This window comes from Granulicella arctica (genome assembly GCF_025685605.1).
GTDB classification, from domain to species: domain Bacteria; phylum Acidobacteriota; class Terriglobia; order Terriglobales; family Acidobacteriaceae; genus Edaphobacter; species Edaphobacter arcticus.
Genome location: NZ_JAGTUT010000002.1, coordinates 92438 through 112232, shown reverse-complemented (window position 1 = coordinate 112232; position 19795 = coordinate 92438). Strand labels below are relative to the sequence as shown.

Annotated in this window: 14 protein-coding genes; 6 read left to right on the top strand and 8 right to left on the bottom strand. The window is 58.7% G+C overall.

Going from position 1 to position 19795, the window contains the following annotated elements:
* Window positions 1-225: 225 nt before the first annotated feature.
* Window positions 226-1941, top strand: a complete 1716-nt coding sequence (locus OHL20_RS20415) for an outer membrane protein assembly factor BamB family protein (RefSeq protein WP_263385147.1) — start codon at window positions 226-228, stop codon at window positions 1939-1941.
* A 277-nt stretch (window positions 1942-2218) separates the two neighbouring features.
* Window positions 2219-4183: a S53 family peptidase gene (locus tag OHL20_RS20410; RefSeq protein ID WP_263385146.1), complete on the top strand. Its 1965-nt coding sequence runs from the start codon at window positions 2219-2221 to the stop codon at window positions 4181-4183.
* Between the two features lie 53 nt (window positions 4184-4236).
* Here the strand turns inward: OHL20_RS20410 and OHL20_RS20405 are convergent, their stop codons facing one another.
* Window positions 4237-4605 (bottom strand): ArsR/SmtB family transcription factor, encoded by a 369-nt coding sequence (locus tag OHL20_RS20405; protein WP_263385145.1) that lies wholly within the window; start codon window positions 4603-4605, stop codon window positions 4237-4239.
* Window positions 4606-4755: 150 nt separating this feature from the next.
* Between OHL20_RS20405 and OHL20_RS20400 the strand changes: the two genes are divergently transcribed.
* Complete coding sequence (locus OHL20_RS20400) at window positions 4756-5487, top strand: SDR family NAD(P)-dependent oxidoreductase (protein WP_263385144.1); 732 nt, start codon at window positions 4756-4758, stop codon at window positions 5485-5487.
* Window positions 5488-5570: 83 nt separating this feature from the next.
* Here the strand turns inward: OHL20_RS20400 and OHL20_RS20395 are convergent, their stop codons facing one another.
* A complete protein-coding gene (locus OHL20_RS20395; protein ID WP_263385143.1) occupies window positions 5571-6893 on the bottom strand; it encodes a M16 family metallopeptidase in 1323 nt (440 codons plus the stop codon).
* Window positions 6894-7026: 133 nt separating this feature from the next.
* Here OHL20_RS20395 and OHL20_RS20390 point away from each other — a divergent pair, with 133 nt between their 5' ends.
* Complete coding sequence (locus tag OHL20_RS20390) at window positions 7027-8001, top strand: alpha/beta hydrolase (RefSeq protein WP_263385142.1); 975 nt, start codon at window positions 7027-7029, stop codon at window positions 7999-8001.
* A 449-nt stretch (window positions 8002-8450) separates the two neighbouring features.
* On the top strand, window positions 8451-11765 hold the full coding sequence (locus tag OHL20_RS20385; RefSeq protein WP_263385141.1) for a TonB-dependent receptor: 3315 nt from the start codon (window positions 8451-8453) through the stop codon (window positions 11763-11765).
* A 66-nt stretch (window positions 11766-11831) separates the two neighbouring features.
* Here the strand turns inward: OHL20_RS20385 and OHL20_RS20380 are convergent, their stop codons facing one another.
* The 3 genes from OHL20_RS20380 to OHL20_RS20370 all read right to left on the bottom strand — a co-directional run bounded on the left by OHL20_RS20380 (window position 11832) and on the right by OHL20_RS20370 (window position 15745).
* Window positions 11832-12866, bottom strand: a complete 1035-nt coding sequence (locus OHL20_RS20380) for a YncE family protein (protein ID WP_263385140.1) — start codon at window positions 12864-12866, stop codon at window positions 11832-11834.
* A gap of 142 nt (window positions 12867-13008) precedes the next feature.
* A complete protein-coding gene (locus OHL20_RS20375) occupies window positions 13009-14322 on the bottom strand; it encodes an amidohydrolase family protein (RefSeq protein ID WP_263385139.1) in 1314 nt (437 codons plus the stop codon).
* A 31-nt stretch (window positions 14323-14353) separates the two neighbouring features.
* Complete coding sequence (locus tag OHL20_RS20370) at window positions 14354-15745, bottom strand: hypothetical protein (RefSeq protein ID WP_263385138.1); 1392 nt, start codon at window positions 15743-15745, stop codon at window positions 14354-14356.
* A 41-nt stretch (window positions 15746-15786) separates the two neighbouring features.
* On the opposite strand from OHL20_RS20370, the gene rlmN reads away from it, so the two are divergent.
* On the top strand, window positions 15787-17037 hold the full coding sequence (gene rlmN, locus OHL20_RS20365) for a 23S rRNA (adenine(2503)-C(2))-methyltransferase RlmN (RefSeq protein WP_263385137.1): 1251 nt from the start codon (window positions 15787-15789) through the stop codon (window positions 17035-17037).
* A gap of 215 nt (window positions 17038-17252) precedes the next feature.
* Here the strand turns inward: rlmN and OHL20_RS20360 are convergent, their stop codons facing one another.
* The 3 genes from OHL20_RS20360 to OHL20_RS20350 form a co-directional block, all read right to left on the bottom strand.
* Complete coding sequence (locus OHL20_RS20360; RefSeq protein WP_263385476.1) at window positions 17253-18290, bottom strand: gluconeogenesis factor YvcK family protein; 1038 nt, start codon at window positions 18288-18290, stop codon at window positions 17253-17255.
* A gap of 126 nt (window positions 18291-18416) precedes the next feature.
* Complete coding sequence (locus OHL20_RS20355; protein WP_263385136.1) at window positions 18417-18977, bottom strand: tetratricopeptide repeat protein; 561 nt, start codon at window positions 18975-18977, stop codon at window positions 18417-18419.
* A 150-nt stretch (window positions 18978-19127) separates the two neighbouring features.
* A complete protein-coding gene (locus OHL20_RS20350; RefSeq protein ID WP_263385135.1) occupies window positions 19128-19742 on the bottom strand; it encodes a DUF4254 domain-containing protein in 615 nt (204 codons plus the stop codon).
* Window positions 19743-19795: the final 53 nt, after the last annotated feature.

Here is a 19795-nt window from a genome sequence, read left to right as displayed (position 1 = left end):
TATAAATAGGTTGCGAGCGTCCGCGAATCAATTTTAGAACGAAATGAGGGATTAAGCGGTTTGCCCCGGACTGTGGGCTGATCGAACGAATGTTGGTGCTGTGAAGGTCATGAAAAGAGGACACGGTGGTGACAATCGCGTGACACAGCCACGACGGCAGACTTCTAGGTTGGAGTGACCGGCTTCGGACAGGCTTGCCGGAGATCAACATAGGAGCTTCACGCCATGACGCGAGCATCTCTTCACCAATCGTCGAAACATCCGCAACTTCAGACCTCTCCATCGGGCAGCTTCGCATGCTCGTTTCGTAGCTTATCCTTTGTAGCGCTCGCGACACTGCTCGGTGCTGCGAGTTGGACGCAGGCGGCGGTGGCGCAGAGCCACGATGGAGATCGCGGGTCCGGCCACCAGTATGAGGAGGATGCGGATGATGCGCATGCGTGGCGAACGTGGGGAGGGAATATCAGCAATACGCACGGAAGTACCTCAGAATCGGAGATCAGTGCAAGCAGTGTAGGAAAGTTGACGATGAAATGGGCGTTCACAACGGCGGGCGATGTGTCCGCTACGCCTACGATTGAGGGCCACTCGCTCTATGTTCCGGACTGGGGTGGCTTCCTGTACAGGATCAATACGGAGACGGGTAAGGCCATGTGGTCGCACAAGATCTCCGACTACACGGATAATGCGGCTTCTGTGTCGCGAACGTCGCCAGCGATTGCACGGGACAGGCTAGTGTTTGGAGACCAGGGCGGTGCCACGGTGATCGCGGTGGACAAGACGAATGGGTCGCTGCTGTGGCGGAAGACTGTCGACACGGCTACGGGCGCAACGATTACAGGATCACCGGTAGTCTATAAGGATCGCGTCTATGTTGGCGTGTCTTCGAACCAGGAGTCACTTGCGGAGACGGTGCCTGATTTCGATCTTACCTTTCGCGGAAGTATTCTTTGCCTCGACCTGTTTACAGGTAAGGTGATCTGGCAGACGTATACGATCCCCGAAGGGTATACAGGCGGTGCAGTGTGGGGCGGAAACTTCGTCGTCGATCCGAAGCGTGACTCGGTCTATGTGAGTACGGGGAATAACTACTCCATACCGGATGCTGCGGACAAGTGCGTGAGCAGTTCGACGAGTGCGGTTGGAAAGCTTGCTTGCCTTGATCCGAAGGACCTGATTGATGCCGTCGTATCGCTCGATCTCGAGACGGGCCGGGTGAAATGGAGTCGGCGGCTGGAGGGCGTCGATACGTGGACGGTGTCGTGTGTCGTGAATCCCCATGCGGGTATACCGTGTCCGGATAATGCGGGGCCGGACTATGACTTTGGATCCGCACCCAACTTCTTCACGACCAAGGAGCATGGGCGAACGATGGATGTTGTTGGTGCAGGGCAGAAGAGCGGCATGTACTGGGGACTGAACCCGGACAACGGCGATGTGCTTTGGGGCACGCAGGTTGGTCCTGGCGGCAGCCTCGGCGGGATCGAGTGGGGCTCGGCTGCGGATGGTGCGCGGGTGTATGTTGCTTTGAACGACAGCAATCGCACGCCTTACCTGCTGGGTCCGCAGAAGAAGACGTCGTGGAGTGCGGGATCGTGGGCTGCGCTGGACGGGGCTACGGGCGAGATCTTGTGGCAGGTTCCGGTGTCGGGTCAGAATCCTCTGAAACCGACTCTGGCTGCTGGAGCGACTGGGCAGGTCTCGGTGGCGAACGGTGTGATGTTTGCCGGATCGCTCTCAGGAGATATGGTGGCGCTTGATGCCGCGAGTGGGCAGACTCTATGGAAGTTTGCCAGCGGCGGCTCCGTTGTCGATGGACCTTCAATCGTAGATGGGACCGTTTATTGGGGTTCCGGCTATGCGCACATCGGTGTCGGCAAAGGGAACAATCAGTTGTTTGCGTTCTCGATTGAAGAGCGAAGGGGACATGGCGGGCGGTAGCCGCTCTCCAAGTCGTTTCAGTGAGGTAGAAGGTCGCCGGGTTTGTTCCGGCGACCGTTACTTTTAAGGGCAAGCAGCATGCCTGAACGCCGGCCCAGGTGAGGTTCTATAGGCCGTGTGTAGGCGAACTAGGCGGTTTGGGTGGAATTCCTGCGACGAAGCACAACTGCTTTTGTTACCTATACAAAGTGAATTTTCGAGGATATAGTTTCGCCAGATAGTTTCCAGCTATCTGGCCAGCGCCTTTCAAATTGATCACGAAATATCGGGGGAAGAGATGAGCATTCGTGTGTTTGCAGCAGGTGTCGTTGCGCTCTGCGCAGTGACGGGAGTCGGAATTTCACAGGGAACCAGTGCACGAACGGCACTGAGTCCGCAGGTACTTGGCGCTGCGGACCAGAGCGCTACCACCCATTTCAACGCGTATCTGCCGCTGACGCACCAAGCCGCTCTCGAGCAGTTGCTAAGCGCACAGACGGATGTGGCTTCTCCCAGCTATCACCACTGGCTGACGCCTGCTGACTTCAAAACGAAGTTCGGACCGAGTGCCGCCGACCTTGCGAAGGTGAAGGCAACGATGCAGGCTGCCGGACTGACTGTGGTTGCCGAGCATACGCAGAGCCTCGAGATAGAGGGGCCGGTGTGGGCGGTTGAGAAGCTGTTCGCTACAAGGCTGCAACAGGTGCAGATGAAGAGCGGTAAGGTGAAGTTCGCTGCCGCACAAAATCATCTTGTAATCCCCGATGCTCTGAGTGCGACCGGAGTTGTGGTTCCCGAGTTCACACCTCGCGTGGCGCATGTGCATTCGCGACGGATCGGGACGGCGCTTACGGCGGCAAGCCCGAGCACGCGGTTGACCAGCAACGACAGCTTTTTCTATCCCAACGATCTGAATGAGGCTTACAAGCTCCCGTCGTTTACGACGATAGTTACGCCATTGAGCACGGGCAAACCGGTTCAGCTCGCGGGTGTGGGTTCGCATATCGGGATTGTGATCTCGTCGGTGATCAGCCCTGCCGATCTGGCAAAGACCTTCAACTCCAAACTGAACCTGAGTGGTGGGGCAAGCCTGGTGCAGGCTTACTCGGCGAACACGACACTGCCGGTTCCTACGGTGACGATTCGCACGGTAGGCGCAGGAAGTGGCCCGTTCAATCCGAATGATGACGCAGCGGGCGAGGCTTCGCTCGATACACAGATGTCGCTCGGAACGGCTCCCGGAGCGCAGGAGACGCTGTACAACGTCGAGGACCTGAGCGACTCGGCACTGATGGCTGGCTATACGGCGATCGACGAGGATAACGCGGTCGATGTGGTGAGTTCGTCGTTCGGCGGATGCGAGCTGGAGTACCTTCCGGCTTACAACAATGGCGTGGACTTTACGGGCATCCTGAAGGCGTACCACGCACTGTTTCAACAGGGCAACGCGCAGGGCATTACGTTTGTGGCGAGCTCCGGTGATAACGGCGCCCTGGCCTGCCTGTCGGTCGCGTTCAACGACAATCCTTCGAACGGAACATCCTTTGTTCCGGGAGTGGAGTGGCCTGCGGCCGATCCGAGTGTGACCGGTGTGGGTGGAACAAATCTTACAACGACGGCTACCCCCGGCATCGATGATGCAAAGTACTCGATTGAAAACGCCAATTACGATCCTCGGGTACCGGCTGAGTTTGAACTGAGCCCGACCGATATCGTGACGGTCAACAACAACACGTGGGGTTCAGGTGGCGGTGTCAGCAAGATCTTCGACAAGCCGCTTTACCAGTATCTCGTCGATACGGGGAACGATAAACACCGCACGGTTCCTGACGTTTCGCTGATGATGGGCGGATGCCCGGGAGATGCGGATCTAAGTGTGCAGGATTGCACCACCCTGCCACGCAGCGCCGCGATTATCTGGATTGGCGGCGAAGCTGACCTCCTGATCGGAACGAGTTCTTCGTCTCCGGAATTGGCTGGTGTGCTGGCGCTGGCTATCGAAGAGAATGGTGGGCGGCTGGGCAATGTAAATCCGCTTATCTATGGGCTGTCTGCCTTGCAGACGCTTCTGGGCGGGACGGATGCACCGGCACCGTTGAAGTTCTTCCACCGGAGCATTGTTGGGGATAACAACTTCTACAAGGTTCACAAGGGAGATGCTTACAGCAAGGTGCTCGGTAACAGCACGCTCGACGTAAAGAAGTTCCTGCTGCAGCAGCTTGCCAAGCCGGCTGGTGCTCCAAACACTGCAAGCAATCCGTAGCCTGTCGATTTACGAATTAGCGTGGGCCGGGTCCTTCGGGACTCGGCCCATTTTTATTGTGCGGTCTTTGACTTGCGGGGGCGGCGCGGCTTCGTTTCGAGTTGGGTGGTGTACGCCTTGACGATGGCACCGATGAGACCGGGGAAGCGCTGGTCGATCTCGCTGCAGCGGGAGATGTTGTGCATCTCGACGCCACGCCGTTCGCCGCGGATGAGGCCTGCTTCGCGGAGGGCTTTGAAATGCTGCGAGAGCGTGGATTTGGGGATGGTCTTGCCGGTGAGATTCGAGAAGTTCGAACAGTTGTGAGTGCAATCCTGGCCGACGATATCGGCGTAGATGGCGACGCGCACAGGATCCGACAGTGCGTAAAGGATTGCCTCGACGGTGATGTCCTCAACTGACGGATGAAAGAGCGGTCTCATAACCTTTCATCATAAGCGATTCTTGTACCATTGTCTTATAGTTCTAAGATCCTGAACTATTGAATCTTTAATCTATTTCATTCCATCCTATGGTGCAGCTGGCGAGTCCAGAACGAAGCAGGACAACGGAAGACGAGAGGATGGTTCAGTATGGGTAAGCTTGACGGAAAAGTAGCAGTGATCACGGCGGCAACATCAGGCATGGCGCTGGCAACGGCAAAGCTGTTTGTGGAGGAGGGCGCGTATGTATTTATTACCGGCCGTCGGCAGGACAAGCTCGATGAGGCTGTGAAGGCCATCGGCCGGAACGTCACGGGCGTGCAGGGCGATGCGGCGAACCTCGCGGATCTCGATCGACTGTATGAGACGGTAAAGAAGGAGAAGGGAAAGATCGACGTGTTGTTTGCGAGCGCGGGTCAGGGTGAGTTCGCGAAGATCGGCGAGGTAACGGAGGAGCACTTCGATAAGACCTTCGACCTGAATGTGCGAGGAACACTTTTCACCGTCCAGAAGGCGCTGCCGCTGTTCACCGATGGTGGTTCGATCTTCCTGAACGGCTCGATTGCGAGTATCAAGGGTTTTCCAGCGTTCGGTGTCTATAGTGCGAGCAAGGCTGCCGTGCGGTCGTTTGCGCGGACATGGCTGGTTGACTTGAAAGAACGAAAGATTCGCGTGAATATTTTGAGCCCGGGCACGATCGATACGCCGATTCTCGATCCGCTTGGACCAGATGCCAAGGAGTACTTCAAGACTCTGGTGCCGCGAGGTGAGATCGGACGGCCTGAGGAGATTGCTACGGTAGCGTTGTTCCTGGCTTCGAGCGACTCGAGCTTTGTGAATGGTATCGAGCTGTTTGTGGATGGCGGTACGGCACAGATCTAACTTCTTCTGCAATAAGAGATGCCACCCATCTTTGGAATGGGTGGCATCTCTTATTGGGCGTAAGCGTGACCGGTTCGATGAAGCTAGCAGGCCAGATCGGCGCGTTCTACCTTCATGGTGCCAAGGTTTCCGAGGAGGGTGAGGGCGATGGCTTCGGGACGGAAGAGTTCGCGGGCGAGGGTCTGGATGTCGGAGGGGGTGACCTGCTCGATCTGGCTGACGAGGTCGTCGAGCGAGAAGAACTTCCCGAAATACATCTGCTGGCGGGCGAGGGAGGACATACGGCTGGAGGAGGTCTCGAGGCCAAGGACCATGTTGCTCTTGAGTTGTTCCTTGGCACGTTTGAGTTCGCTGTCGGGGACGGCTTCGTCCTTAAGGCGGGCAAACTCGGCGAGGGTGAGCTTGAGGACCTCGGGAGTTTTGTCGATGGAAGCTCCGGCGTAGACGGCGAGGCAGCCGGTGTCGCGGAAGGGACTGAGCTCGGAGTAGATGGAGTAGGCAAGGCCCTTCTCTTCGCGGATGGACTGGAAGAGGCGTGAACTCATACCGCCGCCGAGCATGGTGTTCAGCAGGTAGACGGCATAGCGATTCTCGGCGTTGACGGCGGGTGCGGGAACGCCCAGGCAGAATTGAACCTGCTCAAGGGACTTCTTATTCTTGAGCGTGATGTGGGGGGTGGTCGTGGGGGACGGAGACTTCGCGAGCGGTGCGTTGCCGGCTGCAGCGAGTGAGTCGAAGTGATGGGCTACCTGTGCGACGAACGTATCGTGGTCAAGATGACCGGCGGCGGAGAAGACCATATTGCGCGGGGTGAAGCGGCGGGCGTAGTCGTCGAAGACGATGGCCTGGTTGAAGCTGGAGACAGTTTTGGCGGTGCCGAGGATGGGGCGGCCGAGGGCGTCACCCTTCCAGAAGTTCTGGGTGAAGATCTCGTGGACGAGGTAGTCAGGATTGTCCTCATCCATCTTGATCTCTTCGAGGATGACGCCCTGCTCCTTGGTGAGGTCCTCCGGATGGAAGGTGGGATGCAGGACGAGGTCGGAGAGGAGATCAAGGGCAGGGTCAACATTGGTGTCGAGAACCTTGATGTTGAAGCAGATACCCTCTTTGCCGGTGAAGGCGTCCAGATTGCCGCCGATGGTGTCGACTTCGCGGGCAAGTTGTTGTGCGGTGCGGGTCGTGGTGCCCTTGAAGACCATGTGCTCGACAAAGTGGGAGATGCCGTTGACGGCGGGGGCTTCGTCGCGTGAGCCGGAGTCGATCCAGGCGCCCATGGAGACGCTGCGGACATGGGGCATCGACTCGGTGAGGACGAGGAGTCCGTTGTCGAGGACGGTTTTGCGGATGTTGCGGGGGGTAGCAATGACGGCGGTTAGGGGTGCGGCTTCGGTCAGAATTGCGGACATGCGGCTCCTTGCATCTTCACTGTCTATTGTTTCATAGCTGATTCATCGTGGCAGGGAGAGGATTTTGCTACTTGTGGGAGTTAACCGTGTTCTAAAGCGTATGACTATTTTACGAAGGTTGGTAGGAAGCGCTGTGCTTCTGTTTGGATTTGGATGGTTCGGAATGGTTGGACTGACTGCGCGTGCGCAGAGTGCCAGTGCTTCAACCGATCGGTGCTATGACTCGAAGAGCGGCCGGGACTTTCGGCTATGGGACGATGCGGCTCCCGGTGCGGTGGGGAACGATCCTTGCCGGGACATTCCGTTTGTGCGGGTGTATCGGGCCAATGGTCCGGCGACGGCGACGAATGTCGGGATCGTGGTGATGCCTGGCGGCGGGTATAACGAGTTGATCGATGAAAAGGAACAGGGGCCGGTTGGACGATACTTCGCCGACAAGCTGGGAATTACGACCTTTGTGCTGTACTACCGGCTGGTCCAGACCGACGGGACGTACCGCTACCCGGTGCCGATGTGGGATGGGCAGCGAGCACTGCGCTATGTGCGGTTCAATGCGTCGCAGTTCGGGATCGATCCGACAAAGATCGGGGCGTTCGGCTTCTCGGCGGGCGGCCATCTTGCATCGACAGTTTCAATTCATTTCGGGAGCAACTTCAACCTGCCGACGATGGACTCTGTCGATCAGACGGATGCGCGTCCGGACTTCCTTGGATTGGGCTATCCAGTGATCTCGATGGACCCGAACCAGTTTGCGTCGTCATCGTCGAAGAAGCACTTGCTATTTGGCTATAGCGGCAGCACGTTGAGTGATTTGGAGCAGTACCTCTCAGGACAGAAGCAGGTGACTGCGAAGACACCGCCGACGTTCCTGTTTGAGAGCTTCGATGACAAGATAGTGGATTCCCAGAACAGCAGCTTGTTCTACCAGGCGCTTGTCGCGGCAGGCGTGCCGAGCGAGGCGCATATCTTCCAGACGGGGACGCATGGTGCCGGGCTGGCGACCGGCGATCCGGTGGAGGGTGCGTGGCCGGAGCTGTTTCGTAATTGGCTGTTTGAGCGAGGGTTGTCACCGAAGGCTTCGAAGCTGGTGCCTCGGCGCGATCGGTAGTTAGGTTTTCGCGTAAGGATACTAACCAGGAGGGCGTAGCTGACGATGCGATCGCGGTGGTCCACAAGGCCGCCGCGGATCTCGTGGGCACGCCGGTGGCAGTCCTAGGCTTTGTGATGCGGCAGTCTGACTTCTTCGGATGATTCAAGCATTGGACGACAGCTCTCGGAAGATTTGGTTAGCACGACCTCGAAGTTATTTTGACGTAGTGTTCATCCCAGTGTAAGGTCGATTCATAAACCACATCTTCCGACAGGCAAACGCCCTCAAACGTTCGCCTGCATTCAGTTGAAGCAGAGTCGTGTCTACGCCTCTCTCACCAATCGATATCGGCTTCGTTCACAAGCACAACATCCCGTATCGAGGGTGCTGGCTCAAGCTGTTGCTCACGCAACCATTTCTCCGAGAGGCAAAGAACGATGCATAAAGCTTCATGGGTATTACGATATTTGTTTTCAACCCTGGCCGCGTTTTTGTTAGCCATTGCACTCCTTCCACAAGCATTTGCTCAAGAGACAACTGCCGGTCTCGAGGGCGTTATCAAGGACCCCACGGGCGCATTGATCAAGGATGCGACGATTCAACTGATGGGCGACAAGCTGATTGGCGCCAAGACGATTCGCGCAGATGCTTCAGGCTACTATCGCTATACCAACCTCCCTCCCGGCAAGTACACGTTGATCGTGACGGCTCCGGGCTTCAGCGAGTCGAAGAATTCTGACATTGTGCTGAACGTGGGACACGTTCCGTCGATCAATGTGACGCTGTCGCTGGGTTCGGAGAGCACGGTCGTTGAAGTGAGCGCGACCTCGCCACTGATCGACGTAACGCAGACACGCACGCAGACTAACGTGACGCAGGAACAGATTGCTTTCGAGCCGCGCGGCACATCCTTCCAGAGCGTAATCATCGATGCGCCGGGAGCGCGCAGCGAACCGCTACAGGGCAGCTATCAGATCAACGGTGGCGCAGGCAATGAGAATGGCTACCTGATCGATGGTATGACAAGCTCGAGCCTGGTCAACGGCAGCACCCAGGCGAATGTTCCGTTTGAGTTCCTGCAAGAGGTTCAGATCAAGACAACAGGCTTTGAAGCTGAGAATCCGGGTGGACTTGGCGGCGTTGTCAATGCGATCCCGAATCGCGGCAGCAAAGCGTGGCATGGACAGATCTGGGCTTACTATGAGGCCGATCCGCTGGATGCGAGTCCGTCTGCGTCGCTTCGCAACAACCCGCAGGCATCGGCTGTTGCGTCGACACGCACCGATGTTCCGTATCAATTTTATAACCCCGTAAAAGATCATTTCCGGTATCTGCAGCCGGGCGTCACCGCCGGTGGTCCGCTGCTCACGAATCGTATCTGGGTATTTGCTGGTTTGCAGCCGTACTTCACATCGCTTCGACGAAATGTCACCTTCATCGCGCCTTACGGACCGCGGACACTCGACCAGGATACGCAGCGCTATTTTACGACCGTTCGGTTGGATGGCCGCGTCACGGATAAGATCCGCGTCTTCGGCTCGTTCCTGTATCAGTACTATCGTGCTTCGGGAACGTCGCTTCCAAATCAGGATTCGATCAACGGTTTGTTCAATTCCAGTTCCACGACGGCACCGGATAGCTTTCAGCATGGTATCGGCAATGTGCAGCCGAACTTCCTTGCGACGACAGGCGCGGATATCACGATCAATCCGTCGCTCGTAGCGACAACGAAGTATGGGTACTTCTATCAGAACTATCAGGATCGTGGACTGCCGCAGGGCGTTCGCTATGTTTTTGCGGCGTCGGGCCTTTCGTCTACCGGTTCGGTTAAGGCAATCGATGGAACGGCGATCAAGCCGGGCGATCCGTTGTACCAGTCCTCTGGTTTTCAGACACTGCCGTCCAACTCGCAGTATCTCGCGAACCAGAGCATCTCACACCAGTTCAACCAGGATGTCGCTTACTTCAAGAAAGGTTTGGCGGGTACGCATAACTTCAAGTTCGGCTACCAACTGAACCATCTCTATAACAACGTGAACAATGCCTATAACACTGGATTGGTGGAGATCATCCCTGGGCAGTCGTACTCTCCGCTTGCCAGCAACCAGCCTAACTGCGCTGCAATCGAGGCGACTAACCTGACGCGGTACGGTGCAGTGGACAACAGCGGCAGCAAGACCATCAATCCAGTCAAGTGCATGGGCAACTATGGCTATGCGTACATCCGTGAGTTCGGTACGGTGGGCGCAGCAGCCAGCTTCAACCATGGTTTCTATGCACAGGATCAATGGACAGTTGCTCGCGGCATCACATTGAACCTTGGCATCCGCGTGGAAAAGGAGACTCTTCCTGCGTATGACGCTTATCCTTCCGGCATCAACTTCGGCTGGGGCGACAAGGTTGCTCCTCGCCTTGGCGCATCGTGGGATGTTCTACAAAACGGTAAACTCAAGGTCTTCGGCAGCTATGGCGTGTTCTATGACGTCATGAAGCTGGGCCTGGCGATTGACTCCTTCGGTGGAGCGTACTGGCATAACTGCTACTACGCGCTGGACGATCAGAACTACACAACTCTCAACCCGGTGCGCGATGCGAGCGGCCATTACTGCGGTGGCACGGGCAATGCAAACTTTGCAGGCTCGGGTACGACGCCTCCTTCCAATCTGCGATTTATCGAAAACCAGAACTTCCGCATTCCAGCCAATGATCCTTCACAGGGCTCGTCCGTTGCTCCTGGCTTGAAGCCTTACCGTCAGCATGAGACGACAGGAGGAGCGGACTACCAGATCAGCCGTATGTGGACCGTCGAGGCAACCTACGATCGTCGCCGTCTTGACCACGCGATTGAAGACGCTGGAACGATTACCCCAGCGGGTGAGACCTTCCTGATCGTCAATCCGGGTCAGGGTACCGACCTGCAGCCGGTGGCTAATTGCGCAACCTGCAAAAACCAGCCTGCTGCGGCTCGTTCCTATGACTCGTTGGAGATCCGGTTCCGCCGGCTCGCCGACGCGCATTGGGGAGGTAGCTTCTCCTACACCTACAGCAAGCTGCGAGGAAACTACAGCGGTTTGACGGCAACGGATACTTCGGATGGCGGCGGCGCGCGACTTAGCCCGAACGACAACCGTTCCTTCGATGAGCCGTTCTTCCAGTTCACCTCACACGGGACGCCCTTCAACGGGCTACTCGCAACAGACCGGCCACATACGGCGAAGGGTGATCTGTACTACAGGATCTCCTACCTGCGTCGTCATGAGACCAGCATCGGGCTGCTGCAGCAGCTCTACTCCGGTTCACCTCTAAGCACCTATGAGGATGTTGCTGGTACGGCCGGCAGCTATCCGACCTACGTCGAAGGCCGCGGCAAGTTTGTTCCAGCGACGCTTGGGGCAGGAAACTCGATTGTGTTCGGAACTCCTGTACTTCGCCGGACGCCGATCTTCGCGCAGTCGGATGTTTCGCTTACGCATACGTACAAAGTGAGCGATCAGCATGAGAACTGGCGGCTTGGCTTCGAAGCAAACTTTCTCAACCTGCTGAATACGAAACACGCTGTCGAGTACAACACGCACCTCAACACCAGCAACCTTGGCAGCTTCGTTGCTCCTCCGGGCTACGCGGATGCGAAGGGAAACCTGCAGTATGGGGTGCTGGAGAGTCCGTATGACTACCAGGGTCTGAGCAACAGCCAGAACATTACTCTGAATAGCTCCTACGGTTTGCCGACGACGTTCCAGGCAGGGCGGTCGATTCGTCTGAAGGGTAAGTTCACCTTCTAGTCTCGGCGGCAAGTAAGACTAAGCGCACGGATTGCTCTCGCAGTCCGTGCGCTTTTGCTTGTGCGATCAAGGGTGACTGGCCCATGCCATGCCGTCCGGTTCGCCGCCGGCGTTGATCTTGCCGGAAAGGGTGAAGGTATGGAGGTCGATGACGGCAACGTAGTTGGCCTGGCCGCAGGCGATGAAGGCGCGGGTGCCGTCGGGCTGAACGAGGATGCCTGCTGCTCCGCCGATCGGAAGTCGCTTCACTTCTTTGCGCGTGTTTGCGTCGAGGATAGCAATACCGTCGTGAGTGGAGACGAGGACCTTGGTGCCGTCGGGTGTGAACTTGAGGCGGTTTGCTCCTTCAACATTGGGGTGGAGAGTTGCTATGACGGCTTTGGTCGCAACGTCGATGATGGAGATGGTGGCATCCTGTGCGTTGGCTACCCAGATTTGCTTGCGGTCGGGGGAGAGATCGAAACCTTCGGAACCATTGCCCACCTTGACTACGGTTTCGCTCCAGTCTTTGTGGGGCATGTTGGGTGGGGGACCGCCGGGCCCCTGGCGTTGGGGCTCACCTGGGCGTGGTGGTGGCGGGGGCTGGATGTGGAGCTCTTCCTGGTCGATGAGACTGACGGTGCCGGAGCTTACGTTGCTGGTGACGATGTGCTGCAGGTCAGCGGAGACGTCGATCATGTGGGTACGGTTCTGGCCGGTGCCTAGAACCCAATCGACCTTCTTCGTGGCGGGATCGTAGCGGCCGACGGCCTTATTGGCTTCCACAGTGAACCATAGCTTACCGCCTGCGAAGGTGAGGCCGTGCGGTCCATGCAGGGGGCCGAGGTCGATCTCGGGAAGCGGCTTTTTGGCAGTGAGGTCGATGACGGCAAGGGTGTTGAAGGCTCCGAAGCCGTAGTTGGAGACGTAAGCGGTGGTGCCGTCGGAGGAGGCGATGACCTCATGCGGATCGTTTCCCACGGGAGCTTTAGCGATGACCTGAAGGGTGGTTGGGTCGATGATCGCAAGGGTGTGATCTTGTTTCGAGAGGACGAGGAGGGACTGGGCTGGAAGTGCCGTGGCGGCGATGAGGGCGGCGACAATGGCTTTGTGGAGGGGCATAGCGGGCCTCTGGTGTATGCCCTCATTAGGACGCTGATTTTTGGGAGAAGGTTACGCGCGTTGACTCCGGGTGTATGGACTCTATAGATCCCACCCTTTGCGATACCGCTGCGAAGGATGGACGCCGAGCGGTTGCAGTGCGCTACTTAGTCGGGTAGAGGGTGGAGGCAGTGTCGTGCAGGACTTTGTGGGCGATTTCGGCGGCTCGGCCTGGGCTGACTTCGTGGTCTTCGACCATACCGGTGAGGGCCATGCTGAGGGCTTGACGACCGTTGCGATTGGCGATCCACGTGGCTTCCTCCCAGCCCATTGCGTCTGAGAGCGGATAGCCGTCCGTGCCGAAAAGGACCTTTTCCGGATAGGTCTCGAGCCACTCGCGGAGCCAGCCAGACAGAGCGTGCGGGGTGAAGGTGAGGGTCTCCTGAGAGAGGTCGAGGTATACGTTCGGCTTCTGCAGCAGGGCTCCGGCTTCGCGGACGAAAGGCCAGCCACCATGCAGGAGGACGAAGTTGGTGTGGCGAAGGCGTGGGTCGTTGAAGAGGGGTTCGAGGAGGAGCGGGTTGGCTCCGGCGACGGAGAAGTAGCCTCCGCCGCCGGCCATGGCGTGGAGGTGGACGGCCATGCCGAGGCGGCCGCATTCGGCGGCGATGTAGCGGAAGAGGAAGTCCTCCAGGAGCTTGTAGTCGGCTGCGTTGGGACGAGGCTGATTGATGGATGCAGCGTAGATGCGATTGGCTTCGGCGCGCGTGGGGTCGGTGAAGTTGAAGTCGCGGAGGTAGGCTATCTCGAACTTCTCGGCGATGGCTCCTCCGGCGTGCTGACGCTCGAGCGTGGGCGTGACCACTTTAGCTAAGTAGTCGGCGAGGGTTGCGGGGATTTGAGTGAGTCCGGCTTGCTTGAGGTAGCGGGCGCGGAGACGGTCTTCCATGGGGAAGAAGAGCTTGCGGTCTGGGGTGCCTTCGCTGAGAACGGCGTTGTTGAGAGGGAAGAGAAGGGCGTCAGCGTAGGGGACCCAGCGGAAGCGCGGAGGCTCGATTCCCAGGCCCATAGTAACGCGGTTAGCGAGCATGGTCTGGATGTTGGACTGATCGAGGACCCAGCTTGGGTAATGGGTGCCTTCGCGGGTTCTGATTGCGGCTCGGGCAGCTTCCAGCTTCTTCTGGCCGTCTGGGGTGAGGGGAACAGTGACGTCGATGTTCCAGACAGCTTTCCAGGCGAGCGGGAGTTGCGGGTTGTCGGGACGCCACGCGATGGTGTCGGTTTCAGGCTCCATGTTGTCGACGGGAAGGGCATCGAAGTCGCGGTCTGCTGGGTCGGATAGAACCGGGTGTGCGTGGTTGTCGATCGCGGGGATGGTGGCGATCACTTTGAACAGCTGACTGGGTGTTTGGGCGTGGAGGGTTGCGGCAAAGAGGCAGAGTGTGAGGAGGCGAGTTGGATGAATTGGATGGCTCACGTGGCTGACAGTATCACGGGTTGAGGAGATATTAGCGGAGGGCGTTGAAGCTGACGATGATCGCGCTGGATGCGGGCAGGGTCAGCTTGAGGGTGTGATTTGGGATTGGGAAGAGCTTCGCTGCAGGCTTCCATGTTCCGTCAGCAGCAACCTCGGTTCCACCCAGAGTAACGTCGGTCTTTGCGTCGATGGCTGGACCTTTGAGAGCGAGGGTGGAAGCGTGATTGTGGACGGCGTCGACGGTGATGGGAATGGCGGCTGGACCTTTGTTGATGAGGGTTAGTGTGGTGACGTTCAGGCTTTGTTGCGCGGCGTAGATCTTGAGGTCAGGGTTGAGGTTGTCGACGGTGGTGGCGAGGAGATGGCCGCTTGCTCCCTGGGCGAAGGCGAGCATGCCGTAGTACTCGGGACGAGCTGTGTATTGGCCATGCTCGTCGTCGCCGATGGGCGAGTAGGAGGAGATGAAGTCGTGCTGGTTGACGCCTGTCTCCATGTTGACGCCAGCGCAGCCGTTCGAGGCGAGGGTGTACATGTAGTCGAGCACCCAGAGTGCGGAGGCGAGGGTGTCGCTGACGCCAGGACGACCTCCACCCGAGAAGGAGTTGACCTCGCAGATGCGGTAGGGAAGGTGCGAGGTGCGGGAAGCATCGCGTAGCTGGTCAAGCTGGGGCTGGAGCTTGGGATCGGAGCCGAGGAGTTGAGCGATGGTGCTGGCGGGACTCTGGTTGCCGCGATAGTAGTGATGCGTGAGGAGAACGCTGTCGTGACCTTCGTCGGCGACGTAGCGCGTGACCCAGTCCGTGTGTCCGGCGACGTCCGGACCTGCGAAGGGGATGTTCGGCAGGGCGTTGCGGAGAGCGGCTTTGACGCGGCGGTAGTCAGCCAGCCATTGCTCGTAGGTGTAGGGAGTTGGGCGGTGCTTCTCATTAGGGAAGAGATCGGGCTCGTTGCCGATCTCGAAGGCGAGGAGGCGCTTGCCAGCGATGGTGGTGACCGTGCGGGCTTCGGCTACGGCTTGCTCGACTGTGCCTCGGCCGAGGTTGAGGGCCCAGATGAGGTTCCAGTCGGTGGCTTCGAGGAAGGTGCCGAGATCGCGGAGGACCTGATCGTTGACGACCGAAGCATAGGAGGTCGAGACGGCCGCGGCGTTCGGCGCGTAGCTGGCGTAATCGGCCGTGTTGCCGCCGATGCGGATGACGCCTTGCGGGTTGAGGGTGCGGACGAGGTTCGTGTAGACAGTGTTGGAGCGGCTGAGTAGACCGGGACGCGTGAGGGAGGAGATCTCGTAGCCGAGGCCGAGGAAGTCTGGCGGGATAAGCTGCTGGGGTTCGGGATGGATGGTGATGTGTGTTGCGCTTGACTGGGCTAAAGCAAGGTGTGCGGCGGTGAGCGCGGTGCTTGCGAGGAAGTGGCGACGATTCATGCGGTCTCCGATGCTGGATGTCCAGCGTAAACTATGGAGTGATGAGTGATCTGGAGAGTTCGGTGGGTGAAGGTACGAAGGCGCTGTTCGGGATGGCGCTGGATGAGTTGCGGACGTTGGCGGTGAGTTGGGGCGAGTCTGCGTATCGGGGAGTGCAGATCCATGGTGCGCTGTATCGGCAGCTTGCGGGGTCGGTCGAGGAGATGACGGTGTTGCCGCTGGCGCTGCGGGAGCGGATTGCGGCCGAGGGTTGGAGTGTCGCACGTCCTGAGATGGTGCAGACAGCGACGTCAGTGGATGGGACTGAGCGATACCTGATGCGGATGGGCGATGGCGAGACGGTCGAGACGGTCTGGATGCCTGAGGGCGATGGCGGCGAACGCGGTGATGGGAGCGAGGCTGCGGCTGAGGAGATGGGTGAGGTTGATGGAGAGACCGCAGGTGCTTCGACTGCGCTGCGCTCCGCTCAGGATGACAGCTTTGTGGGTGGACGGAAGCGTTGGCAAGATATTGGGGTTCTGGAGCAGAAGGGTTATCGGCGGGCGACGATCTGCATCTCGAGCCAGGTTGGTTGTGCGGTGAACTGCCAGTTCTGCCTGACGGCGAAGCTGGGCATTCGGCGGAATCTGACGGCTGGTGAGATTGCGGGACAGGTTGCTGCAGTGCTTGCTCGACATGGCGTTGTCGTGGGGCGAGATCGGATCAACCTGGTGTTTATGGGCATGGGCGAGCCATTCCTGAACTATGACGAGTTCATGAAGAGCGTGCATCTGCTGGTGAAGGGGATGGCAATTCCTGAGTCGCGGATGACGGTGTCGACGAGCGGGATTGAGCCGGCGATTCGGCGATTTGCGATGGAGACGATTCGGCCTAAGCTTGCGCTTTCGCTCAACGCCTCGAATGATGTGGTGCGTGAGCGCATTATGCCGATTACGCGGAAGTGGAATATCGAGGCGCTGCTTGAGGCAGTCGGGACGATTCCGCTGACGAAGCGTGAGTATGTGACGTTTGAATATGTGCTGCTGGGCAAGGTGAACGATCAGCCGGAGCATGCGCGTGAGGTGCTGGCTTTGCTGCGCGGGATGCGGGCTAAGGTCAATTTGATCGTTTGGAATCCTGGTCCGGGGATTGCTTATGAGCAGCCTTTGCCGGAGGATGTGGCGGTGTTTCAGAAGATGCTGATTGACGGGGGAATGCCTGCTTATATTCGACGCCCGCGCGGTCGGGATATTTATGCGGCTTGCGGACAGTTGAAGCGGACTGTGGATGAGCCGCTGGTGTCGATTCGCTAGTACCCCCCCTCCCCCGTACTTGAAGTACTAAAGTCTTCATTCTGCGGGGGTTAGGTACGCGCTTCGGTAGGGTGCCTTAGCGGAGGTGCGCGCCGATGAGGGGTCAGTGAAGGCGGAAGTTGTCAACTTTCTGGGGGCTGATTTGGGGTGCAAGTGCATCCGCAGGTCCTTCGGCTTCGCTCAGGACGACAGTTTTGTGGCTGGGAATGGCAGGGTTAGTGGGCCAGTTTCAGGAGGGTGTCGGTTACTTTGTCGTAGTCGTGGCGGAGGACGTCGCCTTCGTGGAGGAAGCTGCCGGTGATGGGTTCTACACCGAGGGCTCGGATGCGGTCGAGGTCGGGTTCGATGGGGGTCTGGCCTTCGCGGGCGTACTGGTCCAGAAGCGTCCGGGAGATGGGTGCTGTGTTGATGAGGGCGTAGTCAAAGAGTTGGGTGTGCTTGCCGCCGGCGTGTTCGAGGATTTTCTCGATGTGCTGGGAGGCGGTTAGGCCGAGGGACTCGTTGGCCTGGGTCATGAGGTTGCAGACGTAGACGCGGATGGCTTTGGAGGCGGCGATGGCTTCGGGGATGCCGCGGACGAGCAGGTTGGTGATGAGCGAGGTGTAGAGCGAGCCGGGGCCGAGGGTGATGAGGTCGGCGTTTCGGATGGCTTCCAGTGTCTCCGGGAGCGGCGGTGCGTCGCCGGGATTCATCATGAGTTCGACGATGCGGTGCTGGCTGGCGGTGATGTTGGTCTCGCCGGAGACGAGGGAGCCATCGTCCATGCGGGCGGAGAGGGTGACGTTGGTGTTGGTTGCAGGGTAGATGCGGCCTCGGGTGGCGAGGATCTGCGAGGACATCTGGACGGCCTGGGCGAAGTCACCCGTGATGTGCGAGAGGGCGGCGACGAAGAGGTTGCCGAAGCTGTGGCCCTGAAGTTCACCTTGACCGAAGCGGAACTGGAAGAGTTTCGAGAGCAGGTGCTCGTCTTCGGAGAGGGCGACCATGCAGTTGCGGACATCGCCGGGGGGAAGCATTTTGAAGTCTTCGCGGAGACGACCGGAGGAGCCTCCGTCGTCGGTGACGGTGACGACGGCGGCGAGGTCGCGGATAAGGCAGGGAAGGTCGGCGCAGGCTGGATCGATTGCGGGCTGAGTGGCGTTGGGAGCGGCGACGTAGCGTTTGAGACCGCGGAGGAGGGTGGAGAGGCCGGTACCTCCCCCTATGGCGACTACGCGGAGGCCAAGGTTCGGAGCAGCCCCCCCTTTCCTGATGGGTGCGCCTTTGGCACGACTCGCGCTGGTCCCTTCCAGTGAAGGGACCTCAGAGTTGCTTGTTGCTATTGGCAACGAGGATGGTGGGGCGGCGGGCGATTTCGGCGATGGCGGAGGAAGCAGCGTCTAGGCCTCGGGGTAGAGGAGTTCCGTGAAGCGGGGGTCGTCGGCCATGTCCTGAAAGTCGGAGTCGGCGCGGGCCTGGATGCGGTTACGGGGGTTGCGGCGGATGGCCTCGGTGAGGTGCTCGAGGCAGGTGTGTGATTCGCCAGTCATGCTGGCGAGGACGGCCAGGCCGTAGAAGGCATAGTCGGCGGACTCGTTCTCTTTGAGGATCTGCTGGAAGGCCTGGCGCGCGTCTTCGTAGTTGCCCTCGTTGAGGAGGGAGATGGCGTAGTCGTAGTGCTCCTCGTGTGTAGCAAAGGAGGTCGTTCCTTTGTTGATCTGGAGAAGGCAGGCGTTGACGTACATGCGGATGGAGGCGGCGACATCCGGAGGGCTATCGGCGAGCATGGCATTGAAGGCGTCGTGCGCCTCCTTGTACTTGCCGGTCTGGAGGAGCTTGAGAGCCTGCTCGTAAAGGGCGAGGGCGTGGGTACGGCCGTTGGCTTGTGCTGGGACTACGTCGCCGGCGAGGGTGCGTGGGGTGCGTTTCACTGTAGGGGCCTTCGCTGTCTTTATCGCCATGTCGTTCACAATTGCCGGGTTGAAGGAGAGCATTTCAGTTATATCGACAGAGTAAGTTAAATTCTCCAGCGGCGCTAAATTGCTCTTCTTGTATCGACAATTCTCCTGTCTGTTCTCGTCTGCGTTTTATACGCAGATCGGTGCGTCAGGTCAACTGCCATTTTGCCGGTAGAGGACTGGATTGAGGTCTGGGTCGTTGTACATCTTCATCTGGCGGTAGAGTTTAAAGCGTCGTTTGCCAGCAATGACCTGCTGCCAGAGGGCTTCGAGACAGCTTGCAAGATCGCCACGCTGCTCTTCGAGAAGAGCAAGACGGACCTGATTGCGACGGCGATGCGCATCGGTTGCGGTGTCGCGGTGGGCCTCCTCGCGGGTGTGAAAGATTTTGAGCGCGAGGATGGAGAGACGGTCGAGGATGAGGCCGGGAGTCTCGGAGTTGAGCGGAGCGGATGCGTCCTGCGGTGTGCCGGCGTCTTCGAGCCAGGAGAGGAGCCACTGGTCCATCTGTTCAACGACGTCATTACGGCGCTGATTGAGAAGATCGATGGCATGCTTGTCGGCGGCGATGGTGGCGTCGGTTGCGGCGGGATCGCGGGCTAGGTCTTCTTCGTGCCAGAGGTCGAAGTTGGCGCGATGGTTGGCCATGGCGAGTTCGCAGAAGTCGGGCGAATCGGAGAGGAAATAGCTGTGCAGAGGCAGGGTCGCGTCGTGCCAGTCGGCGGTGGCCTGGTCATGTAGTCGAGGAATGGCGCAAAGGTCAGGCATACGGGGTAAAAGGCTCAATTTATTTTAAGACGCCCAAATGCACTGTATCAGGT

Coding starts and splice junctions, on each gene's coding strand:
- OHL20_RS20415 (WP_263385147.1), top strand. CDS start 226: ATGACGCGAGCATCTCTTCACCAATCGTCGAAACATCCGCAACTTCAG.
- OHL20_RS20410 (WP_263385146.1), top strand. CDS start 2,219: ATGAGCATTCGTGTGTTTGCAGCAGGTGTCGTTGCGCTCTGCGCAGTG.
- OHL20_RS20405 (WP_263385145.1), bottom strand. CDS start 4,605: ATGAGACCGCTCTTTCATCCGTCAGTTGAGGACATCACCGTCGAGGCA.
- OHL20_RS20400 (WP_263385144.1), top strand. CDS start 4,756: ATGGGTAAGCTTGACGGAAAAGTAGCAGTGATCACGGCGGCAACATCA.
- OHL20_RS20395 (WP_263385143.1), bottom strand. CDS start 6,893: ATGTCCGCAATTCTGACCGAAGCCGCACCCCTAACCGCCGTCATTGCT.
- OHL20_RS20380 (WP_263385140.1), bottom strand. CDS start 12,866: ATGCCCCTCCACAAAGCCATTGTCGCCGCCCTCATCGCCGCCACGGCA.
- OHL20_RS20370 (WP_263385138.1), bottom strand. CDS start 15,745: ATGAATCGTCGCCACTTCCTCGCAAGCACCGCGCTCACCGCCGCACAC.
- rlmN (WP_263385137.1), top strand. CDS start 15,787: ATGAGTGATCTGGAGAGTTCGGTGGGTGAAGGTACGAAGGCGCTGTTC.
- OHL20_RS20355 (WP_263385136.1), bottom strand. CDS start 18,977: ATGGCGATAAAGACAGCGAAGGCCCCTACAGTGAAACGCACCCCACGC.
- OHL20_RS20350 (WP_263385135.1), bottom strand. CDS start 19,742: ATGCCTGACCTTTGCGCCATTCCTCGACTACATGACCAGGCCACCGCC.